Origin of the sequence: Isoptericola sp. NPDC056605 (genome assembly GCF_042792795.1) — a bacterium.
Taxonomy (GTDB): Bacteria; Actinomycetota; Actinomycetes; order Actinomycetales; family Cellulomonadaceae; genus Isoptericola.
This window is the reverse complement of the sequence record NZ_JBHTVT010000010.1, coordinates 1-21,394: the sequence shown is the minus strand read 5'-3', so window position 1 is coordinate 21,394 and position 21,394 is coordinate 1. Positions and strand designations below refer to the sequence as shown.

The following is a 21,394-nucleotide window of genomic DNA, read 5'->3' as shown; positions in this document are numbered from 1 at the left end:
AGGTAGGCTGTGGAACGGACTGGAACCGGTTCCAGCCCGTGCTCCACCGTCGACGGCGTGCAGGGAGGTCCGCGTGGTCACGCTCCGCGACGTCGCGCGCGCCGCAGGCGTCTCGCTCGCCACCGCCTCGCGCGCGATGAGCGACGCACCCCACGTGTCGGCGGCCAACCGCGCACAGGTGGCCCGCGCCGCGGAGTCGCTCGGCTACCGGCCCCACCCCGCGGCCCGCGCGCTGACGACCGGGAGCACCGGCACGGTCGGCCTGGTCGTGCCGGACCTCGCCAACCCGTTCTTCGCCGCGGTCGCCAAGGGAGTGCAGGCGCGGGCGCGCGAGACGGGCCGCGAGGTCCTCGTCGCCGACACCGACGAGGACGTCACCGTCGAGCCCGACGTCATCGCGCGGCTCGGCGACCGGGTGGACGGCCTCGTCCTCTGCTCCCCCCGTCTGCCGCACGACCGCCTCGGCCCGCTCCTGGCGTCGGCGGGCGGGCCGGTCGCGCTCGTCAACCGCGAGGCGCCCGACACCCCCTCGGTCTCCTTCGACATCGCCGACGGGGTGCGCCAGGCGGTGGACCACCTGCGCGCGCTCGGGCACGACGTCGTCGCCTACGCCGGCGGCCCGCGCACCTCGTGGTCGGACGCCGAGCGCCGGACGGCGCTCGCCACGCTCTCGACGGGCACGACCGGCGACGCGGTGCTCGACCTCGGCAGCTTCCGGCCCACGCACGGGGGCGGTGTCCAGGCCGCGGACCTCGCGCTCGCCGCCGGCGCCACGGCGGTGCTGTGCTTCAACGACCTCGTCGCGCTGGGCGTCCTGGCCCGGCTGCACGCGCGCGGGGTGGCCACGCCCGCCGACGTGTCGGTCGTCGGGTTCGACGACGTCGCCGCCGCGTCGCTCGTGACGCCCGCCCTGACCACCGTCGCCGTGCCCCTGGCCCGCGCCGGACGGGTCGCGGTCGACCTGCTGGCCGGCGGCAGGGTGCCGACGGAACGGGTCGTGCCCGAGCACCGCCGCCTGCCCGTCGAGCTCGTGGTGCGCGCGTCCACCGCGCCGGCGACATCCGTCACCCCCGTCCCCCCTGGCACGGCTGCCCCCCTCCCCTCCACCACAGATCCCGAGGTCGCGATCCGATGAGCACCGCCCCGCACCACCCGCTGCTGCCGCTCGCGGCGACCCCCGCGCCCGGCGCGACGGCCGAGCCGCCCCTGCCCGGTGTCGTCGACCTCGCCGACGTCGCGCTGCTTCTGCGCCCGGCCGACGACGTCGCCGTCACGACGCGCCAGGTGCCCGCCGGCACCACCGTGCGCCTGCCCGACGGCGCCGAGGCGACCACCCGCTCGACCCTGCCGCGGGGCCACAAGCTCGCCGTCCGCCCCGTCGCGACGGGCACGGGGGTGCGCAAGTACGGGCAGTCCATCGGCCGGGCGAAGAAGGACGTCGCGCCGGGCGACCACGTGCACACGCACAACCTGGGCATGGACGACGGCGCCCGGGAGTACGAGTTCGGCACGGCCCGCACCGCGCTCCCCGAGCCCACGACGCGCCGCACGTTCCAGGGCTACCGCCGCTCGGACGGCCGCTGGGGCACCCGCAACTACGTCGGCATCCTCACGTCGGTGAACTGCTCGGCCTCGACCGCCCGGATGATCGCGGACCAGTTCCGCGGTCCGGTGCTCGACGCCTATCCCCACGTCGACGGCGTCGTCGCGCTCACGCACGACACCGGCTGCGGCCTGGTCCCGACGTCGGAGGGCGCGCAGGTCACCCTGCGCACGCTGCGCGGGTACGCGTCGCACGCGAACATGGCCGGGCTGCTGGTCGTCGGGCTCGGGTGCGAGATGCTGCCCGCCGCCTCCGTGCTCGACGGTCTCGAGCTGCGCGCGGACCTGCCCGTGCGCACGCTGACGATCCAGGACACCGGCGGCATCCGTGCCACCGTGCGCGCCGGAGTCGCCGCCGTCACCGAGATGCTGCCCACGATCGACGCGCTGCGGCGCGAGGAGGCACCGGCCTCGGAGCTGGTGCTGGGGCTCAACTGCGGCGGCTCCGACGGCTTCTCCGGGATCACGGCCAACCCGGCGCTCGGCCACGCCTCCGACCTGCTCGTCGCGCAGGGCGGCACGTCGATCCTCGCCGAGACGCCCGAGGTGTTCGGCGCGGAGCACCTGCTGCTGCGCCGCGCCGTCTCGCGCGAGGTGGGCCAGCGGCTGCTCGACCGCCTCGACTGGTGGCAGGGCTACGCGGCGGCCGGGGGCGGCACCCTCGACAACAACCCGTCGCCCGGCAACAAGGCGGGCGGGCTGACGACCATCCTCGAGAAGTCGCTCGGCGCGGTCGCCAAGGCCGGCACCGCCGACCTCGTCGCCGTGCACGAGTACGCCGAGCCCGTCACCGAGCGCGGCATGACCTTCATGGACACCCCCGGGTACGACCCGGTGTCCGTGACCGGCATCGTCGCGGGCGGCGCGAACGTCGTCGTCTTCACGACCGGCCGCGGGTCGGTGCTGGGCTGCAAGCCGTCCCCGTCGATCAAGGTCGCGACCAACTCCGACACCTACCGCCGCATGAGCGAGGACATGGACCTCGACGCCGGCCGGATCGTCGAGACCGGGCTGACCGTCGAGGAGGTGGGCGAGGAGCTGTTCGAGAAGATCCTCGCCGTCGCGTCCGGCGAGCAGACCGTCTCGGAGGAGCTCGACCTGGGGGCCGACGAGTTCGTGCCCTGGCAGCTCGGCGCGGTCACGTGACGCGGCGCTGACCGTCCCGATCCCTCAGGCCTCGATCCCCCGCAGCAGGCGGCGCAGCGCCGCCCACGCCTGGTCGAGGGCGCGGTCGCGGTCGGGCGAGGCGGCCACCCACAGGGCCGCCTCGTTCATGGCCCCGGACAGCAGGGCCGACGTGGCAGGGACCTCGGGGGCGCGCACGCGGCCGGCGTCCGCGAGGGCGCCGAGCACCTCGTCCAGCAGCCGTCCCGAGCTGGCGGCGTCGTCCTCGCGCCAGCGCGCCCACCCGAGCACGGCGGGCCCGTCGACCAGCACGACCTGCCGCGCGTCGTCGGCGACGACCGCCGCGAGGAACGCGCGGCAGCCCGCCTCGAGGCTCTCCCACGGATCGTCCAGACCGTCGGTCGCGCGCTCGATCTCGGCGCCGACGCCGCGGGTCACGTCCGCGTGCACGGCGGCGAACAGCCCGGCGCGGCTGCCGTAGTGGTGGTAGACGGCGCCGCGGGTGACGCCGCACGCGGCGGCGACCTCCTCGACGGCCACGGCGGCGTACCCCCGCTCCGCGTACAGCCCGCGCGCGGCGGCGAGGATCGCGGCCGCCGTCGCCTCGCTCTCGGCCCTGGATCTCCTCGGCATGGTTGACAGGTTACCGACACCGTGAATGTATATATACGTACACGCCGTATGTATCTGCCCCGGGAGTCGTCATGATCACCAGCCTGTACCCCGTCCTCGCCGTCTCGGACGTCCCGAGCGCTGCGCGCTTCTACGCCGACCTGCTGGGGATGACCCCGACGTTCTCCTCGGACTGGTACGTCAGCCTGCGCTCCGGCGCGGCGGAGCTCGCCGTCGTCGACGCGGACCACGGGACCGTCCCCGAGCGGGCCCGCGGCACGCGAGCGGCGGGCGTGCTCGTCACCGTCGAGGTGGACGACGTCGACGCCGTGCACGCCCGCGTCCTCGCGACGGGCGGGCACGACGTGCTGCTGCCGCTGCGCGACGAGGAGTTCGGCCAGCGGCACTTCATCGTGGCCGGGCCCGACGGCGCGCTCGTCGACGTCGTCACCCCGATCCCGCCCTCCGGGGAGTTCGCCGCCCTCTACGCCGGGGCGGGCACCGAGGGCCCCGGCGCCGAGGACCCGGTCGCCTAGACCCGCTCGCGCACCCGCGGCAACCCCTCGCCCGTCAATTGGTCGCAGAACGTCGGCCGGCCCGCCAGTGCCATCACGAGCGCCAGGGTGGTGCCGCGGACCACCGGTCCGTCGCCGTGCGCGAACGGTCCGTCGGTCGCCTCGAGCCGCAGCCCGCGCGCCACGGACCGGCCCGGGACCGTGAAGTCCCTGCCCACGAAGAAGCGGGCCACCGCGGTGGTCGCGGCGAGGGACGGAGTGCGCGGCAGGCCGAGCGGCGTGCGCACGTCCTGGCCGTGCACCACGACCTCGCCCAGCCACGCGGCCGTGTGCCCGCTCGGCGCGACGGTGCTGGTCGTGACGGCGCGGAACCGTGCGAGCGTCTCGGCCGGCGTGGCACCCCGGTGCTCCGCGAGCCGGCGGGCGTTGTGCACGCCGGCGTCGAAGCGCGCCCCGGCGATGCTGCGCAGCCACGCCCACCGGCCGGCGCTCGCGCCCGCCGTGAGGTGGGCGACGACGTCCTGCACGGACCACTCCCCGCACAGCGACGGCGCGGCCCACGCCGCGTCGTCGAGCCCTCCGAGCTCGTCGGCGAGCGCCGCACGCTCCGCGTGGATCATCGACCAGGTCCGGGCGCGCTCGGTGCTCGTCGTCACGTCGCCAGCCAACCACGGGGCACCCACGCCGCGGTTAGGCTCGACGGTGCCCACGACGACGCCGAATGCCTGGAGGACTGCACCCGTGTCGGGTTCGAAGAGTGACGGGGCGCGCGTGGCGTTCCTGGACGTGGACGGCACCTACGCGGACCACGGCACGGTGCCGCCCGCGCACGAGGAGGCCGTGCGCGCCGCACGGCGCGCCGGCCACCGGGTGCTGCTGTGCACGGGCCGCCCGGAGTCGATGCTGCCGCCGTCGCTCCTCGCGGCAGGGTTCGACGGCGTCGTGGCGACGGCGGGGGCGTTCGTCCGGCTCGACGGCGAGGTCGTGGCCGACCTCCGCTTCCCCGACGACCTCGCGACGCGCGTGCGGCACGTGCTCGACGCCCACGACGTCGCGTACCTGCTGGAGGCGCCGGAGGCCGTGTACGGCCCCGTCGGGCTCGACGCCCGGCTCGCGGTCCGCGGGGACGCGGCACCCCACGAGATCCTCGACGTGCTGCGGATGCCCGGCGACCTCGCGGGCGTCCGGTACGCGAAGATCAGCTACTTCGACTCCCGCGTGCCGATCGCGGCGCTGCGCGCCGAGCTCGGCCCCGAGGTCGGCATCCTCCCCTCGTCCTACGCGGACACGGGCGACAACGCCGGGGAGATCCACCTGGCCGGGGTGCACAAGGCCGTCGGGATGGCCGCCGTGATGGAGCACCTGGGGCTCACCGCCGCGCAGGCCGTCGGCGTCGGCGACGGGTACAACGACGTCGAGATGCTCCAGTACGCGGGCACGGCCGTCGCCGTCGAGGGCGCGCCGCAGGCGGTGCTCGCCGAGGCGGACCTCGTCGTGCCGGGCCCGGCACGCGGCGGCGTCGCGGAGGCGTTCGCCCGGCTGGGGCTCACGACCGCCCACGTCTGAGGTCGTCACCGCCCCGCGCCGCAAGGTCGCGTGCCGTCGCGACACGGGAAGGACATGAGGAGCACTGCACCGAGGACCCTGGCGCTCGCCGTACTGACCACCGCCGTGCTGACGGGCGCGCTCGTGGCGTGCGCGCCGGGCGGGGCGCCCGGCGCGCCGCCGTCGGGAGTCCCGTCCCCCACCGCGACGGCGACGCACGGACTGTGGCCCCCGGACGCCGAGGGGATCGAGCAGCCGCGGCCGTTCGAGGTGCGGTACGGCGACCGGGCGCTGCTGCTCCACCCGTTCACCTTCTGCGCCGACCAGGGCTGCGCCGACGGGTTCGACGAGCACCCGCCGGCGGTGGGCGACGCCACCGAGCTGTTCGTGCACGTCCCCCTCGACGGTGACGTCGAGCTCACGGTGACGGAGGTCGAGGGGGACGCGGTCCGCACCGTCGAGGGCGCGGTCGAGGCCTCGGCCGCAGAGCTCGGGGACGGCTGGTGGCGGGTGCGGTTGTCGGGCCCGGCCGGAGAGCACCTGATCAGCCTGTTCGCCGGCGGCGACGGGGCCGGCGACATGATCGCCGAGGTGCTCTGGACGGGCGGCGGCTGACCGCGCTCCCCGGGTACGGTGAGGTCGGCGGGCCCTGACGACGCGGTCCGCGTGCCGACCGACGGACGGAGCCCCTGATGGCCGACCTGGACGACCTCACCACGACCCACCTCGACAAGGCCCGCGCAGCCGAGAACGGACGCAGCGCCGAGGTCGTCGTGCACGACGGCCCGCTGCGACAGACGATCCTGGCGCTGGTCGAGGGGATCGAGCTGGGCGAGCACAACTCCCCGCCGGCCGCGTCCGTCCTGGTGCTGCACGGGCGCGTGCGCGTGACCGCGCTCGACGGGGACGACGAGGTGCGCGCCGGGCAGCTGCGGGTGCTGACGCACGAGCGGCACGCCGTCAGCGCGCTCGAGGACTCGGTCTTCCTGCTCACGACGGTCACGAGCATCCCCAAGCCCTGAGGCCCCGTCGTCACCCCGTCCCATCTGGTGAGACCCGGAGGTGACGCGAGCAACCGGTTTCTGGCAACCTCGGTCGCGAACGGTGTGAATCGTCTCAACCGGAACGGAGCAATGATGCTGCCGACACTCCGCACGACCGCAGTCACCACCCTCACCGCCGCGGCGGGAGCGCTCTGCGCGCTCGCCCTCGCCGCCCCCGCCCTCGCCGCCGGGGACGCGCCGTCCGCCGCGGCGCCCACGACGCCGACCGCGTCCGCCGACGCGTCCCCCGGCGGCCGGGCGGTGATCAGCACGCCCACCGCCGACGGCAACCGCGTGAGCTGGCGCCTCCTGGCGGCCGACCGTGACGACGCCGCGTTCCACGTCTACCGCGACGGCGTCCGGGTGCCCGGACCGGCCGTCACCGGCGCGACGTCGTTCCTCGACCGCGGCGCCCCCGCCGACGCCCGCTATGCCGTGGTCGCCGTCGGCGACGGAGCGGCGCGCGCCGCGGCCGCACGGTCCGACGACCCGTCCGCCGAGGGAGCCGCCGGACAGGTCGCCGGCGAGTCCCTGACCCTCGCGCCCGTGGCGGGCGCGCAGGCGAGCTCGCTCGACGTCCCGCTCGACGTCCCACCCGCCGGCAGCGGCTACACCTACTCCGCGAACGACGCCTCGGTGGGCGACCTCGACGGCGACGGCGAGTACGAGATCGTCCTCAAGTGGGACCCGAGCAACGCCAAGGACAACTCGCAGTCCGGCGTCACGGGCAACGTCTACCTCGACGCGTACGAGCTCGACGGCGAACGGCTGTGGCGCGTCGACCTCGGCCGCAACATCCGCGCCGGGGCGCACTACACGCAGTTCCAGGTGTACGACTACGACGGCGACGGTGCCGCGGAGGTCGCGGTGAAGACCGGCGACGGCACCGTCTCCGGCACGGGCCAGGTGATCGGCGACGCCTCCGCCGACCACCGCAACTCGAGCGGCTACGTGCTCAGCGGCCCCGAGTTCCTGTCGGTCTTCCGGGGCACCGACGGCGCCGAGCTCGACACCATCGACTTCCGCCCCGCCCGCGGCAACGTCGGCGACTGGGGCGACACGTACGGCAACCGGGTGGACCGCTTCCTCGCGGGCACCGCCTACCTCGACGGGTCCCGGCCGAGCATCGTCATGGGGCGCGGCTACTACGCCAAGACCGCCGTGTCCGCGTGGGACTTCCGCGACGGCGCGCTCACCCGCCGCTGGACGTTCGACTCGGGCTCGTCGACCAACGGGCCCGACTGGACGGGCCGCGGCAACCACCAGCTGTCGATCGCCGACGTGGACGACGACGGGCGCGACGAGATCCTCTACGGCTCGATGGCGATCGACGACAACGGGAACGGGCTGTGGCAGAACGGCACCCACCACGGCGACGCGTACCACGTGAGCGACCTGGTGCCGTCGGACCCCGGGCTCGAGGTGTTCAAGCCCTCGGAGTCGGGCAGCGACCCGGCGCACTGGGTGGCCGACGCCGCCACCGGCAGGATCCTCTCCAGCGCGCCGGCCGCCGGCTCCGACAACGGCCGCGGCGTGGCCGCGGACATCACCGCCGACAACCCCGGGGCGGAGGTGTGGTCGTCCAAGGTCTCCGGCCTGCGCAGCGCGACGGACGGCTCCGAGGTGGGTCGTAAGCCCGGCTCCACCAACTTCGTGATCTGGTGGGACGGCGACGGGCAGCGCGAGCTGCTGGACGACACCCACATCGACAAGTACGGCGCGAGCGGCGACACCCGCCTCCTCACGGGCGAGGGGGTCGCGTCGAACAACGGCACCAAGGCGACGCCGGCGCTCCAGGCCGACATCCTCGGCGACTGGCGCGAGGAGGTCGTCTTCCGCACGACCGACTCCAGCGCGCTGCGGATCTACTCCACGGACATCCCGACCGACATCGCCCACCCGTCCCTCATGGAGGACCGGCAGTACCGGCTGGCCGTCGCGTGGCAGAACACGGCGTACAACCAGCCGCCGCACCCCAGCTTCGCCACGGTGGACTGACGCGGTGACAGGTCGGCCCGCGCCAGGCCTCAGCCCTGGCGCGGGCCGACCCACACCTGCTGCACGTTGACGAACTCCTTGATGCCGTGCGGACCGAGCTCGCGCCCGTAGCCGGAGCGCTTCACCCCGCCGCTCGGCAGCCGGGGGTCGGTCTTGACGATGCCGTTCACAGAGACCTGCCCGGCAGCGATATGGGGGGCCATCGCCTCGCCACGCTCGGGCGTCGTCCAGACGCTCGCCGCGAGGCCGTACTCGGTGCGGTTCGCCGTCTCGAGCGCCTCGTCGGCGTCCGCCGCCCGCATCACCGCCATGACCGGGCCGAACGTCTCCTCGCAGGCGGCGGTCATGTCGTCGGTGACGTCGTCGAGCAGCGTGGGCGGGTAGAACCAGCCCGGGCCGTCGGGCAGCTCGCCGCCGAGCAGCAGCCGCGCCCCCGCCTGCACCGTGCGGGTGACCTGGCGGTGCAGGTTCTCGCGCAGGTCGGCACGGGCGATCGGCCCCACCTGCGTGGCGGGGTCGCGCGGGTCGCCGACCTTCAGCGCGGCGAGGCGGTCCCGGAGCCGGTCGACCAGGGCGCCGTGCACGGCGTCCTCCACGATGACCCGCTTCGCTGCGATGCACGACTGGCCGGCGTTGATGATCCGCGACAGGGCGATGGTGTCGGCCGCGGCGTCCAGGTCGGCGTCGGCGAGCACGACGCACGGGTCGGAGCCGCCCAGCTCCAGCACGGCGGGCTTGATCTCGGCCGCCGCGACGCTCGCCACCGCCGCGCCGCCGCGCGACGACCCGGTGAACGACACCGCCTGCACGCGCGGGTCGCGGATGACGGCGGCGACGTCCGCGGTCTCCAGCGGCAGGTTGAGGAACACCCCCCGCGGCGCGCCCGACGCCGACAGCGCCCGTGCGAAGACCTCGCCGATCGCCTCCGCGCAGCCGGGCACGTGCGGGTCGTGCTTGAGCACGCCCGTGTTGCCCGCCATGAGGGCCGGCGCCGCGAAGCGCAGGGCCAGCCAAAAGGGCGCGTTCCACGGCAGGACGCCGAGCACCGTGCCCAGCGGCAGGTGCTGCACGTAGCTGCGCGTCGCGTCGGAGGCGATCTCCTCGGTCGCCAGGTACGCCGCCGCGTGCTCGGCGTAGTGCTCGGCGCACCAGGCCGCCTTCTCGACCTCGCCGAGCGCCTCGGTGATCGGCTTGCCCATCTCCTGCGTCATCAGGGGGGCCAGCTCGTCGGCGCGGGCGCGCAGGTCGGCCGCCACCGCGTGCATCACCTCGGCGCGCCCGTCGAGCCCACGGTCCCGCCACGCGGCCCGCGCCGCCTCGGCGGCCGCCAGGGTGGCGTCCACCTCCCCCGGCGTCGCCGCCGGGACCTCGCGGACCGTCTCGCCCGTGCTCGGGTCCGTCGCGATCAGCATCGTCATGCGGTCTCCTCCTCCGTCGCGTCCATGCCGTCGGTGGCCGGGCCCGGCACGAGCGCGAGGGAACCGCCGTCCGACGGTTCGCCGCCGATCCGTCCGCCATCCGCGGCGGCGTGCTCGGGCTTGCAGGTGAAGTCCTCGCCCAGGGTGAAGAACGACTCGCACCCGTCGGCGGTCACCCGCACCGTGTCGGAGATGCCGACGGTCTTGTCGCCGTCGACCCCCCACATCCACGGGATGATGTGGAACGTCATCCCCTCGCGCAGCACGCGCGGGTCGCCCTGGTTGAGGCTGACGATGTAGCCCTCGTCCCAGCTGGGCGGGAACGCGATGCCGATCGAGTACCCCGACCGGGTCACCAGCCGCGCCCCGACGCCGTTGTCCGAGATGATGTTCCGCACGATGTTGTCGGCGTCGGACACGGTGAGCCCGGGCCGGATGGCCGCCTTGACCTCCGCGAGCGCCAGCTTCATCCGCTCCTGCGCCACCAGCATGCTGCGCGAGAGGTCGTCGAGCACCACGGTGCGCATCATCGCGGTGTGGTACCGCCGGAAGCAGCCGCCCACCTCGAGGAAGACGTGCTCCCCCGGCCGCACGGTGCGACCCTCCCAGGTCGCGTGGCCGATCATGCTCCGCGGCCCCGAGGTGACGTACGGCATCACCGCGGGGAACTCGCCGCCGGAGCGGAACATCGCCGACGCGATCTCCGCCGCGATCTCGTTCTCGGTCACGCCGGCGGCGACCGCCTCGATGCCCGCCGCCATCCCGACCTCCGTGGCGCGCGCGGCCCGCCGCATGACCGCGATCTCGGCGTCGGACTTGGTCACGCGCCCCTCCTCCACGATGCCGAAGCAGTCGAGCAGGCGGCCGTCGGTGAACGAGTTGTGGATGTAGTCCTGGTGGTAGGCCGGGAAGTAGTAGCTGTTGCGCTCGTACCCGACGTCCTTGGTGTCGAGCCCGAACTCGCGCAGGGACTGCACGAGGCTCTGGATCGCGTCGCCGGTGTCCGGGTAGGGGCGGGTCAGCTCCACCCACGTGCGCGCGTGGACGTTCGACTCCTCCATGGCACGGGTGATCATGAACGGCTCGTCCTCGAGCGGCACCACCAGCGCCTGGAAGAAGGAGTACCCCGTGGTCTGGTAGTCCGTGAGGTACATGAGGTTCTCGGGGTCGGTGATGACCACCGCGTCCAGCATCCGCTCCGCCATGCGGCGGCGCAGGTCGCCGAGGCGTCTCGCGTACTCCTCGAACGGGAACGTCATGTCGTCGCGCTGCCGCATGCCGGCCTCCTTCTGCTGTCACGCGCCCCGGCGAGGTTGCTCGAGGGCGCTAGAGGGTGTCGCGCACCGCCCCCGCGAGGATCTCCAGGCCCTCGTCGAGGTCGTCGTCGGGAATGGTCAGGGGCGGGATGAGCTTGAGCACGCGGCCGCCGCTGCCGCACGGCCCGATGAGCAGCCCGCGGGCGAAGCACTCCGCCGCGACCGCCTTCGCGAACGCGCCGTCGACCACGTCGAGGCCCTGGATCATCCCGCGGCCGCGCACGGCGAAGCGGCGATCCTTCCCGGCGGACCCGCGGTCGGGGACCTCGGCGGCGAGGCCGTCCAGCACGGACACCATGCGCTCGGCCTTGGCGTGCACCTCGTTCATGAGCTCGTCGTCGTCGAAGTAGGTCAGCGCCTCGCGCCCGGCCACGAACGACAGGCCCTGGCCGCGGAAGGTGCCCGTGTGCTCGCCCGGAGCCCAGTGCGCGTCCAGCTCGGGCCGGTTGAGGTTCATCGCCAGGGGCGTCCCGTAGCCGCCGATCCCCTTGGCGAGGCACACGATGTCGGGGTCGAGCCCCATGCCGTCGAAGCTGAAGTAGCTGCCGGTGCGGCCGCAGCCCACCTGGATCTCGTCGATGACGAACAGCGCCCCGACGTCGCGGGCGAGCCGCTGCACGGCGTGCAGCCACTCGGCGCCGGCCACGTTGACGCCGCCCTCGGCCTGGATCGTCTCGACGACGAACGCAGCGGGGGGAAGCAGCCCGCTCGACACGTCGGCCAGCTGTTCCCGGTACGCCTCGAGCGACGCGAGACCGCCCCCGGGGGCGGTCTCGAACGGCAACCGGTGCACGTTCTCCAACGGCACCCCCGCGGCCCGGCGGAAGACGTCGTTGCCCGTGAGCGCGAGCGACCCGAGGGTCATGCCGTGGAACCCGTGCGTGAAGGCGACCACCTCGCGCCGGCCGGTGACCTTGCGGGCGAGCTTGAGAGCCGCCTCGACGGCGTTGCTGCCCGTCGGCCCCATGAACTGCAAGCGCATCGTCATGCCGCGCGGCTCGAGCACCGTGGAGACGAACTTCGAGATGAAGTCCCGCTTGGTGGTGGTCGCCATGTCGAGGCTGTGCGCGACGCCGTCGGCCTCGAGGAACTCGATCATGGCCCGTTTCATGCGCGGGTTGTTGTGCCCGAAGTTCAGCACCCCCGCACCGGCGAAGAAGTCGAGGTAGCTACGGCCGGCCTCGTCCACCTGCCGCGCGTTCGACGCCGAGGCGAACACCGTGGGATACGTGCGGCTGTACCCCCGGATCTCGGATTCCCACTTCTCGAAGACCTCCATCAACCAGATGTAGGTGCCCGAGGCCTCCCCCGTCAAGGAACTCGCGGGACGACCTGCGTAACGTTCTGATGTCGCGGGCGGGGGCCGAACGTCGCGCGGTAGGCGGCGGGCGAGACCCCCAGCGCCCGCGCGAAGTGCTGGCGCAGCGACGCGCCCGTGCCGAACCCGGCGCGGCCGGCGACGGCGTCCACGGGGAGGTCGGAGCGTTCCAGCAGGTCACGAGCCCGCAGGAGGCGCTGCTGCAGCAGCCACGCCCCGGGCGAGAGACCGACCTCGCGGCGGAACCGGCGGGTGAAGGTGCGGGTGCTCATCGACGACTGCCGGGCGAGGCGGTCCAGCGAGAGCGGCTCGTCGAGGTGCTCGAGCGCCCACGACCGCGCGGTGCCGGTGTGGTCCCCCGCCGGCTCGGGCACGGGGGCGTCCACGAACTGCGCCTGGCCGCCGTCGCGGAAGGGCGGCACGACCGTCCGGCGCGCGACGTCGTTCGCGACCGCCGCGCCGTGGTCGGAGCGGATCAGGTGCAGGCACAGGTCGATCCCGGCCGCCTCGCCGGCCGACGTGAAGACCCGACCGTCCTCGGTGAACAGCACGTCCGGGTCCAGCTCGACCGCCGGGAACGCGCGCCGGAACCGCTCGGCCGACATCCAGTGCGTCGTCGCCCGGCGCCCGTCGAGGAGGCCGGCGCGCGCGAGCGCGAACGCCCCGGTGCAGATCGACGCGATCCGCGCGTCCGGGCGGACCTGCCCCAGCAGCTCCGCGAGGGAGCTCTGGCCCGGGGCCACGCCCTCCTCGTCGGGCGCGCCGGTGTCGTCCAGCGCGTGCGAGGCCGGCACCACCACGGTGTCGGCGTCGACGAGCGCCTCCGGGCCGTGCGGGACGTCGAGGGCGAAGTCCGCGTCCGAGCGGACCCGGCCCGGCACCGCGGCGCACGTGCGCACCTCGTACAGCCGCTCGCCGCCCGGACCCCGGGCCGTGCCGAACAGCTGGTGCACGGCGCCGAGCTCCAGCGGCATCACGCCGTCGCGCACGAGGACCGCGACGTGGTGCGGACGCGCACCGGGTGCGGCCGGGGCGATGCTCGTCGGAGTCGTCATGGCTCGATCCTTGCACAGAGTGGCTCTCCGGCCACTTCCGGAGGCGCGCGCGGACCGGCAGCGTGGTCGTGGTGGGCGGCGGGCGCCGCCCTTCCCGAGAACCTCGTACCGAGACGGAGCAGCGATGGAGGTCCTGATGGAGAACCCGATGGAGAACGCGACGGACGTTCGGACGGACGACCGGACGGACGCGACGACCCACCCGATGAGGGTGCTGTGGGTGCTCGCCCACCCCGAGCCGCGGTCGCTCACCGCGCACCTGCGCGACGACGGGGTCCGGGCGCTGCGGGACGCCGGGCACGAGGTGGTGCAGTCCGACCTGTACGCGATGGGCTGGGACCCCGTGGTGACGGCTGCCGACTTCGGCGACGCCGCGGACGACCGGCTCGACGTCGCGGGGGCCTCGGAGCGCGCCCTGCGTCGCGGGCAGCTCGCGCCGGACATCCGGGCCGAGCACGACAAGCTGGCCTGGGCCGACACCGTGGTCCTGCAGTTCCCCCTGTGGTGGCTGGGCGTCCCCGCCATCCTCAAGGGGTGGCTCGACCGGGTGCTGGTGCAGGGCTACGCATACGGCGTGCGCGACGCGGCGACCGGGCGCACCCGGCGGTACGGCGACGGCGGACTGGCGGGCCGGCGCGCGCTGGCCGTGGTGACGGTCGGCGCGGGCACGGGGCTCGGGCCGCGCGGGCTGCACGGCGACCTGGCCGAGACGCTGTTCCCCCTGCTGCACGGCACCTTCTGGTACACCGGCATGCAGGTGGCGGAGCCCGTGCTGGTGCTGGGCGCGAACCGCCTCGACGACGCGGGCTACGCCGCCGTCTCGGCCGGCCTGCGCGAGCGGCTGCTCGCCCTGCCCGACGGCCCGGTGCTGGCGTACCGGAGCCAGGACGGCGGGGACTACGACGAGCGCGGCGAGCTCCACGACGCGCTGGAGCCCGGCCGCCGCGGGCTGGGCGTGCACCTGCGCGCGTGAGGCACGGACGTCACGGCCGCCGGCGCCGGGGCGGCACGAGGTTCGCGAGCGACGAGTACCGCGGCACCCAGCGCGCGAGCGCGGCCGCGGACGCGCCGCCCAGCGTGGCGGTGGCCCACACCCCGGCCGCGAGCGAGCCCAGGGCGGCCCCGGCCGACAGGATCAGCGGCCCGAGCGCGTCGCCCGTGTCCTGGAAGAGCCGCCACACGCTGAGGAACGTGGGCCGCACCGCGGCGGGTGCGACGTCGGCGCCCAGCGTCATGACGATGCCCGAGCCCATGCCGTTGCCCACGCCGAGCAGGGCGGCGACCACGGCGAGCGCGCCGGCGGTGTGCGCGAACGGCAGCACCGCCAGCCCCACCGCCATCGTGAGCATCGACGGGACGGCCACCCACAGCCGGCCGAACCGGTCCATCACCTTGCCCGCCGGGTAGAACAGCAGCATGTCCAGGGCGCCCGAGACGCCGAAGACGAGCGACGTCACCTCGGCGTCGAGGCCCAGGTGCTCGCCCCACAGCGGGATGACTGTCTGCCGCGCGCCGCGCACGGCGCTCACCAGCAGGATGGCGACGCCGAGGGTCGCGAACAGCTGCCTGTGCTCGCGCGCGACCGCCGCGATGGACACCCGCGGACCGCCGGCGGGGCGCGGCAGCGCGGCGTCGGCCCGCGGCTCCGGCCGCACCAGGGCGATGACCAGCACCGCGACCAGCGCGGAGCCCGTGCCCAGCCAGAACGCGCCGTGCAGCGACGTCGCCGCGATCATCGCGGCCCCCGCGAACGGCCCCAGGAACAGGCCGATGCGGTGCACCCCCGCGAGGGTCGACATCACGCGCGCCCGCCGCAGCGGCGGCGTGATCTCGGTGAGGTACGCCTGCCGGGCGAGGTTGAACACGGCGTTCGCCGCGCCGAGCGCGAGCACCCCCGCGGCCAGTCCCCACAGCGCCGACGACAGCGCGATCGTCGTGAACGCCACGACGGCGACGCTGCCGGCGACCAGCATCGCCACCCGGTCCCCGAGGCGCTGCGAGAGCGCCCCGGCGGGCAGGTCGAACGCGATCTTGCCGAGCGGCAGCAGCGCGGCCACGAGGCCGGCGACCGTGAGGGTGGCGCCACGGCCCGTGGCGGTGACCGCCACGACCGGCAGCAGCGCACCGATGCCGATCTCCAGCACCAGGGTCGGGAGGAACGCCCCGAGGACGACGCTACGGAACGGGAAGAGCGGCGGGGACGGCACGCACCATTCCTATCGCACCGGCCCCGTGGGGAGCCGGTCCGTTCACGGACGTCTCATGCGGCCCGCCGGGTCGTGAGGAGCAGCGCGGGCAGGTGGAGCTCGTCGCCCGCGGGGCGCGCGGTGATCTCGGCGTCCGAGACCACGGTCGCCGACCAGGAGGGCCCCTCGAACGCGGCGCGCAGCCGGTCGTCGGTCGTGCCCCAGCCGAGCCCGGCGGCCACGGACATCGCGAGGACGGCGACGAGCGCGTCGGACGGGCAGATCGCCTCCAGCCCTGCCACGTAGGCGGCGCGACCGGCATCGTCCAGGGTGTGCAGCAGCCCTGAGTCGAGGACGGTCCGGGGCCGCACGGCCAGGCGGTCGAGCCGCCGGGCGTCCGCGACCTCGAAGCGCACCTCGCCGGGCGGGTCGACGATCGACTCCGCGGCCCGCTCCCGCGCGCGGGAGATCGCGTGCGCCGCGGCGTCCACGCCCACCACCCGGTGGCCCGCCCGGGCGACCGCGAGCGCCAGCACGCCCGTGCCGCAGCCGACGTCGAGCACCGGGTCGGCGAGCACCGACCGGCGCACGAGCGCCAGGAGCGCGGGCTGCGGGCGCCCGATCTCCCACGGCGGCGGGACGTCCGCGGCGTAGAGGGCGTCGAAGTCGTGCACCTGGCGGGCCATGCGAGCACCTCCCGACACCCATCCTGCGCCCGACGGGCCCCGCTCGACGGCTACCGCCAGGCCAGGACGGCGAACGGCAGCGCCGCGACGACGGCGCCGGCGGCGAGCACGACGCCGTCCGTACGGGTCCACGGCGCAGGCTCCGCCCAGGTCCGGCGGTGGGCGCCCGCGAAGCCCCGGGTGTCCATCGCGACGGACATGGCCGCCGCGTCGCGCAGGGTGGCGGCCAGCACGGCGAACGTCACCGACGCCGCGTGGCGCGCTCGCGAGAGCGGGCCCCGCCCGGGCCCGACGCCGCGCGACCGACGCGCCCGCGACGCCTGCTCCCACACGGCGCCGAGCCGCTCGAACCGCTGCAGCGCCGCGGCCACCCCGACGACGAAACGGGCCGGCAGGCGCAGCCGCTGGCCGAGCTGGTCGGCCAGCCCGCTCAGGTCGACCAGCGGGGCGAGGGCCACGCCGGGCAGGGCGAGCACCGCGATGCGGGCCCCCGCGACGGCGGCCACCACCGGGTCGTGGCCACCGAGCAGCCACGTCGACCACGCCACCGACGCGACCGCGACGACCACCGCGAGGTAACGGGCCGGAGAGCCGGCGCCGCGCGGCAGGAGCAGCAGCCCGAGAGCCAGCGACCCGCCCAGCGCGACGGCGGCGCTCGCGACGTCCCGGACGCCCAGGGAGGCGACCAGCCCGAGCAGCCCGAGGGCCACGAGCACGAGGGCGTTCACGCGCCCCAGCGCGCCGGTCACGCCGCCACCGTCGCTCGCTCGCTCGTCGCGCCGCCGAGCCGCACCTGGTGCCCCGCGAGGGCGACGAGGTGCGCGTCGTGGGTGCTCGCCGCGACGGTGGCGCCGTGCCGGGCCGCGGCGCCGGCCCACCCGGCCACCGCCGCCCAGGTCCCCCTGTCCTGGCCGACGGTCGGCTCGTCGAGCAGCACGAGCCCCGGCCGGTGCGCCAGCGCCGCCGCCAGGGCGAGCCGCCGCTGCTCGCCGCCGGACAGCCGGAACGGATGCGCGTCGGCGAGGTGGTCGAGGCGCAGCAGCGCGAGCACGGCGTCCACGTCCACCCGGACGCCGAGGCGCCGGCCGGTGAGCTCCACCTCGTCCCGCACGCGCAGCGCGAGCAGGCCGTGCTCCGGGTGCTGCGGCACCCACCCGCAGGACCGCGCGAGCTCCTCCGAGCGGGCCGTCCGCCCCGGGACGCCCCGCACCTCGCCGGCCGTCGGCCGCAGGTGCCCCGCAAGAGTGGCGACGAGCGTGGACTTCCCCGCCCCCGAGGGCCCCGTGACGGACGTGAGGCGGCCCGCGGGCAGCCGCGCGGCCACGCCGTCGAGGGCACGCGTCGTGGTGCGACCGCGCAGGCCGCGGGTCACCAGGTCGACGCGGAGGCCGGCGACGACGACGTCCGGCCCGGGCACGTCCGGCGCCACCAGCGCCGCGGGCACGGACAGCGGGGACGGCGCCGCCACGCCGGGCAGCCAGACGCCGGCGCGCGTCAGGTCGTCCCGCAGGGCGGACGGGACGTCGCGCAGCGCGGCGGGCGCGACGTCGTGCGTGACCCGGCCGCCCGGTCCGAGCACCACGACGCGGTCCAGGTGCTCGAGCCACGGCCCGACGTGGTGGTCGACCACGACGAGGGACGTGTCCGAGCCCTCCAGCGCGCCGACGACGGCGGCGCGCACCTCGGCCGCCGCGGCGGGGTCGAGCATCGCGGTCGGCTCGTCCAGGAGCAGCAGGCCCGGCGCGCTCGCCAGCGCCCCGGCGAGCGCGAGCCGCTGCAGCTCGCCGCCCGAGAGGGCCGACGTCGGCCGGTCGGGCGGGTGGCGCAGCCCGACCCGGTCGAGAGCCTCCCCGGCCCGGCGCCAGATCTCGTCCCGCGGCAGGCCGGCGTTCTCGGGGCCGAAGGCGACGTCCCGGCCGATCCGGGCCGCGACGACCGCGGAGCCCGGGTCCTGCGGGACGAGCCCCACCCCGCCGTCCACGTGGACGGTCCCGGACAGCTCGCCGGGCAGCGGGTCGCCCAGCACGCCCGCCAGGGCGTGCAGCACGGTCGACTTGCCCGCCCCGCTGGGACCGACCAGCCCCAGGCGCTCCCCCGCGCCGACGATGAGGTCGAGGCCCTCGATCGTCGGGGCCCGGCGCCCGGTGGGCCGCCAGCACAGCCCTCGCACGCGAACCCGGACGTCGTCGTGCGCCACGCCGTCAGGCCGGCGCGCGGTCGACGGCACGGTCGACGGCACGGTCGGCGAGGTCGCGACCCGGGCCGAACGCGTCGAGCACGCCGGCCCGCGCGAGGGCGCGCACGAGCGCCGCGCCCCCGAGGCCGGCGAGCAGCGCGCCGGACAGCGCGAAGAGGCCCAGGTACGCCAGCCGGAAGCCCCACTCCCAGTCCGGGTAGTACGCGAACCACTCGTACACGGCGCCGCACGCGCCCGCCGTCGCGCCCGCCAGGGCCGCCACCGCGGCGCCGAAACGCCGGTAGAGGAACAGGGCGAGGACAAGCTCGGCGCCGAACCCCTGGACGACGCCGGAGACGATCGCCGAGAAGCCCCAGCCGGCGCCGAGCAGGGCCTCGACGCTCGCGGCGACGACCTCGGTGAGCAGCGCCGCGCCCGGACGGCGGACGATGAGGCCACCCAGCACGCCGCCGAGCAGCCAGCCGCCGCCGAGCAGGCCGGTGGCCGGCGGGAAGGCGACCGCCAGCCCGGCGGAGAGCAGGTGGTAGAGCTGGGTCCAGCCCCAGAAGACGACACCGACGGCCACGCCGAGCATGGCCACGGTGACGAGGTCGACGGTGCGGTACCGCAGGGACGCGCTGCGCGCGAAAGTGGGCGCGGACATTCCAGGTAACTCCCTTCGCCGGTGCTAACCGGAGCAGGTTCCAAGGGTCTGCGGCTGTGCCCGCACTCTCAGCGCCCCTTCGACGGCGCTCCCCTGTCATGGGTGTCTTCAGATGTGACTTCAGGTGTGACCTCACGGCGGCCGACGACGCGACCGCAGGTCCGACCCTAGGCGACGACGGCGTCGGCGCAAGGGCGTCCCGCACCGTGAAACCCCTGGTCACGCAAGAAGGCCCGGAACCGTGGGGTTCCGGGCCTTCTCGTCGGGGTGGAGCTGAGGGGACTCGAACCCCTGACCCCCTGCATGCCATGCAGGTGCGCTACCAGCTGCGCCACAGCCCCGAGAACCGACTCTCGCGGCCGACGGGCGACCGGGCGATTCGTCTGATTCGGTGCGTTCCTCCGGGCTTGCGCCCCTCGGGAACGTCGATATCTTAGGCAGACTTCGGGCCAGGTTCCAAATTCCAGTCCGGCCCCGCCTGCCAGCGGTCCAGGGGGTACCCCGCGCCCACGTTGTGCGCCACGAGGCGCCAGGCGGGCACAGCACCCTCGCCCGCACGGTGCAGGTGCGACCAGTGCACGTTGTGCATCCCCGACAGCCCGCGCCACGTGGTCGGGTCGAGCCCGAGCAGCGCCGTCACCGCCAGCGAGATGGCGGCGCCGTGCGACACGACGACGAGCGTCGCGTCGTCGTCCAGGTCCCCGGCATGCTCGGCCAGGGCCTCGGCCATGCGCTCCGCGACCGCCGCCTTCGTCTCGGCCCCCGCGCCCACGGGCTCCGCGCCCAGGCGCCAGGCGGCGTACTCCTCGGGCCAGCGCTCCTGCAGCTCCGCGCCCGTGAGGCCCTCCCAGGCACCGAAGCCGCGCTCGCGCAGGCGCTCGTCGGTGACCAGGGGCTGCCCGCCGAGCGCGTCCGCGTACGCGGTCGCCGTCTCGACGGCGCGCCCCAGGTCGGACGACACGATGCGCGTCGCGCGGTGCGACGACGCCAGCGCGGAGCCGCCCTCCGCCGCCTGCCAGCGCCCGACCTCGTCGAGCGGGATGTCGATCTGCCCCTGCAGCCGCAGGGACGCGTTGTAGGCGGTGCGGGCGTGCCGCAGCAGGACGACGGTGCCGGCCGTCACCGCTCGTCGCCCGCGAGACGGATCGCCCCGTCGCCCCCGCCGTCGCCGTACTCGGCGGCGGCCGCCGCGCCGTCACCGCCGCGCGCGTCCTCCGGCAGCTCCACCGCCGGGCAGTCCTTCCACAGTCGCTCGAGCGCGTAGTACACGCGGTCCTCGGCGTGCTGCACGTGGACGACGACCTCCCCGAAGTCCAGCAGCACCCACCGCGCCTGCGCCTTGCCCTCCCGACGGATCGGCTTGGAGCCGGCGAGGAACATCGCCTCCTCGACGGCGTCCACGATCGCCGAGACCTGGCGCTCGTTCGTGCCGGAGGCGATGAGGAACACGTCGGTGAGCACCAGCTGGTCGCTCACGTCCAGCGCGATGATCTCCTGCGCCTTGCGGTCCGACGCGGCCCGGGCGGCGACGACCGCCAGCTCGACGGCGCGGGGGCTAGCGGTCATGCAGCGGCTCCGGGGTGCTCGTACGTGAGGGAGACGCCGGCCGCGGGCGCGGCGGCGTCGGTATCGGTCTGGAAGTTGCTGTCGTCGGGCGCCTGGAGCAGCAGCTTCCAGACCAGGAGCCCCAGCACGAACGCGACGACCACGAGGACGATGTAGTGCAGCCAGGTGTACGACGCCTCGGGCTCGTCCCAGTCCTCGTCGTCGTCCTCGTCGTCCAGCGGCGCGGCCGACCGCGCGCGGACGGGCTGCTCCGACGCGACCAGCGCGTCGAACGGGGACGCGGCGGGTCGCTCCGGCGCGGCCGGCGGCTGTGCGGGGCCCGCAGCGGGGCGGGACGGCGGCACGGACGCGGGCCGCTCGGTGGTCGGGCTCGCCCAGGGCAGCGGGGGCGCGACCGACGTGGCGCCGGGCGGCGCCGGGCTCGGTGCCGCCTGGGCGGGCGGCGCCGAGGCCGCGGTGGCGCCGAACGGCGACGCGGTGCCCGTCGTCGCGAACGGGGAACGGCGGGCGGGGCCGTCGGGGCGCGGCGCGACCGTGGCCGGCGGGCTGGCAGCCGGGGCGGCCGGGGG

21 protein-coding genes, 1 tRNA gene, 1 pseudogene and 1 riboswitch are annotated in these 21,394 nt (G+C 75.4%); of the genes and pseudogenes, 8 read left to right on the top strand and 15 right to left on the bottom strand.

All coding sequences use genetic code 11. The features are described from left to right. Positions 1–73: 73 nt before the first annotated feature. Together ACFQ8Y_RS11815 and ACFQ8Y_RS11810 are read left to right on the top strand one after the other, a co-directional pair. Entirely contained in the window at positions 74–1,135 is a 1,062-nt protein-coding gene (locus ACFQ8Y_RS11815) for a LacI family DNA-binding transcriptional regulator (protein ID WP_430585566.1), read from the top strand. Further along, on the top strand, positions 1,132–2,748 hold the full coding sequence (locus ACFQ8Y_RS11810) for a UxaA family hydrolase (RefSeq protein WP_430585565.1): 1,617 nt from the start codon (positions 1,132–1,134) through the stop codon (positions 2,746–2,748). The genes ACFQ8Y_RS11815 and ACFQ8Y_RS11810 overlap by 4 nt, the downstream gene beginning before the upstream one ends. Positions 2,749–2,772: 24 nt before the next feature. Here ACFQ8Y_RS11810 and ACFQ8Y_RS11805 read toward each other — a convergent pair whose 3' ends face one another. Further along, positions 2,773–3,360 carry a TetR/AcrR family transcriptional regulator gene (locus ACFQ8Y_RS11805; RefSeq protein ID WP_430585564.1) on the bottom strand — a complete coding sequence of 196 codons (588 nt, stop codon included), beginning with the start codon at positions 3,358–3,360 and terminating at the stop codon, positions 2,773–2,775. A gap of 71 nt (positions 3,361–3,431) precedes the next feature. Between ACFQ8Y_RS11805 and ACFQ8Y_RS11800 the strand changes: the two genes are divergently transcribed. Continuing rightward, positions 3,432–3,875: a VOC family protein gene (locus ACFQ8Y_RS11800; protein ID WP_430585563.1), complete on the top strand. Its 444-nt coding sequence runs from the start codon at positions 3,432–3,434 to the stop codon at positions 3,873–3,875. Here the strand turns inward: ACFQ8Y_RS11800 and ACFQ8Y_RS11795 are convergent. Continuing rightward, entirely contained in the window at positions 3,872–4,510 is a 639-nt protein-coding gene (locus ACFQ8Y_RS11795; protein ID WP_430585562.1) for a maleylpyruvate isomerase family mycothiol-dependent enzyme, read from the bottom strand. The two genes, ACFQ8Y_RS11800 and ACFQ8Y_RS11795, sit on opposite strands and share 4 nt — an antisense overlap. Positions 4,511–4,625: 115 nt before the next feature. On the opposite strand from ACFQ8Y_RS11795, the gene ACFQ8Y_RS11790 reads away from it, so the two are divergent. The 4 genes from ACFQ8Y_RS11790 (at position 4,626) to ACFQ8Y_RS11775 (ending at position 8,440) form a co-directional block, all read left to right on the top strand. Further along, positions 4,626–5,420, top strand: a complete 795-nt coding sequence (locus ACFQ8Y_RS11790) for an HAD hydrolase family protein (RefSeq protein ID WP_430585561.1) — start codon at positions 4,626–4,628, stop codon at positions 5,418–5,420. 54 nt (positions 5,421–5,474) lie between these two features. Beyond that, positions 5,475–6,014, top strand: coding sequence for a hypothetical protein (locus tag ACFQ8Y_RS11785; RefSeq protein WP_430585560.1), 540 nt, complete (start codon positions 5,475–5,477; stop codon positions 6,012–6,014). Between the two features lie 77 nt (positions 6,015–6,091). Further along, a complete protein-coding gene (locus ACFQ8Y_RS11780) occupies positions 6,092–6,421 on the top strand; it encodes a cupin (protein ID WP_430550159.1) in 330 nt (109 codons plus the stop codon). Positions 6,422–6,535: 114 nt separating this feature from the next. After that, a complete protein-coding gene (locus ACFQ8Y_RS11775) occupies positions 6,536–8,440 on the top strand; it encodes a rhamnogalacturonan lyase (RefSeq protein WP_430585559.1) in 1,905 nt (634 codons plus the stop codon). Between the two features lie 29 nt (positions 8,441–8,469). Here the strand turns inward: ACFQ8Y_RS11775 and ACFQ8Y_RS11770 are convergent, their stop codons facing one another. The 4 genes from ACFQ8Y_RS11770 to ACFQ8Y_RS11755 are packed head-to-tail and all read right to left on the bottom strand — an operon-like array spanning position 8,470 to position 13,547. Beyond that, the gene (locus ACFQ8Y_RS11770) at positions 8,470–9,858 is read right to left on the bottom strand and encodes an aldehyde dehydrogenase family protein (protein WP_430550161.1); all 1,389 of its coding nucleotides are present in this window, start codon (positions 9,856–9,858) and stop codon (positions 8,470–8,472) included. After that, positions 9,855–11,135 carry an ectoine hydrolase gene (gene doeA, locus ACFQ8Y_RS11765; RefSeq protein ID WP_430585558.1) on the bottom strand — a complete coding sequence of 427 codons (1,281 nt, stop codon included), beginning with the start codon at positions 11,133–11,135 and terminating at the stop codon, positions 9,855–9,857. Before doeA ends, ACFQ8Y_RS11770 begins: the two co-directional genes overlap by 4 nt. Positions 11,136–11,184: 49 nt before the next feature. Then, on the bottom strand, positions 11,185–12,453 hold the full coding sequence (locus tag ACFQ8Y_RS11760) for an aspartate aminotransferase family protein (RefSeq protein ID WP_430585557.1): 1,269 nt from the start codon (positions 12,451–12,453) through the stop codon (positions 11,185–11,187). A 32-nt stretch (positions 12,454–12,485) separates the two neighbouring features. Beyond that, on the bottom strand, positions 12,486–13,547 hold the full coding sequence (locus ACFQ8Y_RS11755) for a GlxA family transcriptional regulator (RefSeq protein WP_430585556.1): 1,062 nt from the start codon (positions 13,545–13,547) through the stop codon (positions 12,486–12,488). 124 nt (positions 13,548–13,671) lie between these two features. Between ACFQ8Y_RS11755 and ACFQ8Y_RS11750 the strand changes: the two genes are divergently transcribed. Continuing rightward, positions 13,672–14,520, top strand: a complete 849-nt coding sequence (locus ACFQ8Y_RS11750) for an NAD(P)H-dependent oxidoreductase (protein ID WP_430585555.1) — start codon at positions 13,672–13,674, stop codon at positions 14,518–14,520. A 10-nt stretch (positions 14,521–14,530) separates the two neighbouring features. Here ACFQ8Y_RS11750 and ACFQ8Y_RS11745 read toward each other — a convergent pair whose 3' ends face one another. From ACFQ8Y_RS11745 to ACFQ8Y_RS11705, 9 genes and pseudogenes are all read right to left on the bottom strand, one after another. Further along, a complete protein-coding gene (locus tag ACFQ8Y_RS11745; RefSeq protein ID WP_430550166.1) occupies positions 14,531–15,754 on the bottom strand; it encodes an MFS transporter in 1,224 nt (407 codons plus the stop codon). Positions 15,755–15,807: 53 nt separating this feature from the next. Next, entirely contained in the window at positions 15,808–16,419 is a 612-nt protein-coding gene (locus ACFQ8Y_RS11740; RefSeq protein ID WP_430550167.1) for a class I SAM-dependent methyltransferase, read from the bottom strand. A gap of 50 nt (positions 16,420–16,469) precedes the next feature. Further along, positions 16,470–17,168 (bottom strand): energy-coupling factor transporter transmembrane component T, encoded by a 699-nt coding sequence (locus ACFQ8Y_RS11735; RefSeq protein ID WP_430585554.1) that lies wholly within the window; start codon positions 17,166–17,168, stop codon positions 16,470–16,472. After that, positions 17,165–18,616 (bottom strand): ATP-binding cassette domain-containing protein, encoded by a 1,452-nt coding sequence (locus ACFQ8Y_RS11730; RefSeq protein WP_430585553.1) that lies wholly within the window; start codon positions 18,614–18,616, stop codon positions 17,165–17,167. The genes ACFQ8Y_RS11735 and ACFQ8Y_RS11730 overlap by 4 nt, the downstream gene beginning before the upstream one ends. A gap of 4 nt (positions 18,617–18,620) precedes the next feature. Then, complete coding sequence (locus tag ACFQ8Y_RS11725) at positions 18,621–19,259, bottom strand: ECF transporter S component (RefSeq protein WP_430585552.1); 639 nt, start codon at positions 19,257–19,259, stop codon at positions 18,621–18,623. Beyond that, positions 19,253–19,364, bottom strand: a riboswitch (TPP riboswitch). It overlaps the preceding gene by 7 nt. Before the next feature lie 163 nt (positions 19,365–19,527). Then, positions 19,528–19,600 (bottom strand) — tRNA-Ala (locus tag ACFQ8Y_RS11720). A 92-nt stretch (positions 19,601–19,692) separates the two neighbouring features. Continuing rightward, positions 19,693–20,382 carry a histidine phosphatase family protein gene (locus ACFQ8Y_RS11715; protein WP_430550171.1) on the bottom strand — a complete coding sequence of 230 codons (690 nt, stop codon included), beginning with the start codon at positions 20,380–20,382 and terminating at the stop codon, positions 19,693–19,695. Further along, positions 20,379–20,825: a ribosome silencing factor gene (gene rsfS / locus ACFQ8Y_RS11710; protein ID WP_430545659.1), complete on the bottom strand. Its 447-nt coding sequence runs from the start codon at positions 20,823–20,825 to the stop codon at positions 20,379–20,381. The genes ACFQ8Y_RS11715 and rsfS overlap by 4 nt, the downstream gene beginning before the upstream one ends. Continuing rightward, positions 20,822–21,394 (bottom strand): annotated as a pseudogene (locus ACFQ8Y_RS11705) (hypothetical protein); the annotation flags it as partial. The pseudogene ACFQ8Y_RS11705 and the gene rsfS, both read right to left, overlap by 4 nt.

What these genes read in the sequence shown, in the direction of transcription:
- ACFQ8Y_RS11805 (WP_430585564.1), bottom strand. Translation starts at nt 3,360, where the DNA reads ATGCCGAGGAGATCCAGGGCCGAGAGCGAGGCGACGGCGGCCGCGATC.
- ACFQ8Y_RS11750 (WP_430585555.1), top strand. Translation starts at nt 13,672, where the DNA reads ATGGAGGTCCTGATGGAGAACCCGATGGAGAACGCGACGGACGTTCGG.
- ACFQ8Y_RS11785 (WP_430585560.1), top strand. Translation starts at nt 5,475, where the DNA reads ATGAGGAGCACTGCACCGAGGACCCTGGCGCTCGCCGTACTGACCACC.
- ACFQ8Y_RS11740 (WP_430550167.1), bottom strand. Translation starts at nt 16,419, where the DNA reads ATGGCCCGCCAGGTGCACGACTTCGACGCCCTCTACGCCGCGGACGTC.
- ACFQ8Y_RS11770 (WP_430550161.1), bottom strand. Translation starts at nt 9,858, where the DNA reads ATGACGATGCTGATCGCGACGGACCCGAGCACGGGCGAGACGGTCCGC.
- ACFQ8Y_RS11800 (WP_430585563.1), top strand. Translation starts at nt 3,432, where the DNA reads ATGATCACCAGCCTGTACCCCGTCCTCGCCGTCTCGGACGTCCCGAGC.
- ACFQ8Y_RS11775 (WP_430585559.1), top strand. Translation starts at nt 6,536, where the DNA reads ATGCTGCCGACACTCCGCACGACCGCAGTCACCACCCTCACCGCCGCG.
- rsfS (WP_430545659.1), bottom strand. Translation starts at nt 20,825, where the DNA reads ATGACCGCTAGCCCCCGCGCCGTCGAGCTGGCGGTCGTCGCCGCCCGG.
- ACFQ8Y_RS11755 (WP_430585556.1), bottom strand. Translation starts at nt 13,547, where the DNA reads ATGACGACTCCGACGAGCATCGCCCCGGCCGCACCCGGTGCGCGTCCG.
- ACFQ8Y_RS11810 (WP_430585565.1), top strand. Translation starts at nt 1,132, where the DNA reads ATGAGCACCGCCCCGCACCACCCGCTGCTGCCGCTCGCGGCGACCCCC.
- doeA (WP_430585558.1), bottom strand. Translation starts at nt 11,135, where the DNA reads ATGCGGCAGCGCGACGACATGACGTTCCCGTTCGAGGAGTACGCGAGA.
- ACFQ8Y_RS11760 (WP_430585557.1), bottom strand. Translation starts at nt 12,453, where the DNA reads ATGGAGGTCTTCGAGAAGTGGGAATCCGAGATCCGGGGGTACAGCCGC.
- ACFQ8Y_RS11780 (WP_430550159.1), top strand. Translation starts at nt 6,092, where the DNA reads ATGGCCGACCTGGACGACCTCACCACGACCCACCTCGACAAGGCCCGC.
- ACFQ8Y_RS11725 (WP_430585552.1), bottom strand. Translation starts at nt 19,259, where the DNA reads ATGTCCGCGCCCACTTTCGCGCGCAGCGCGTCCCTGCGGTACCGCACC.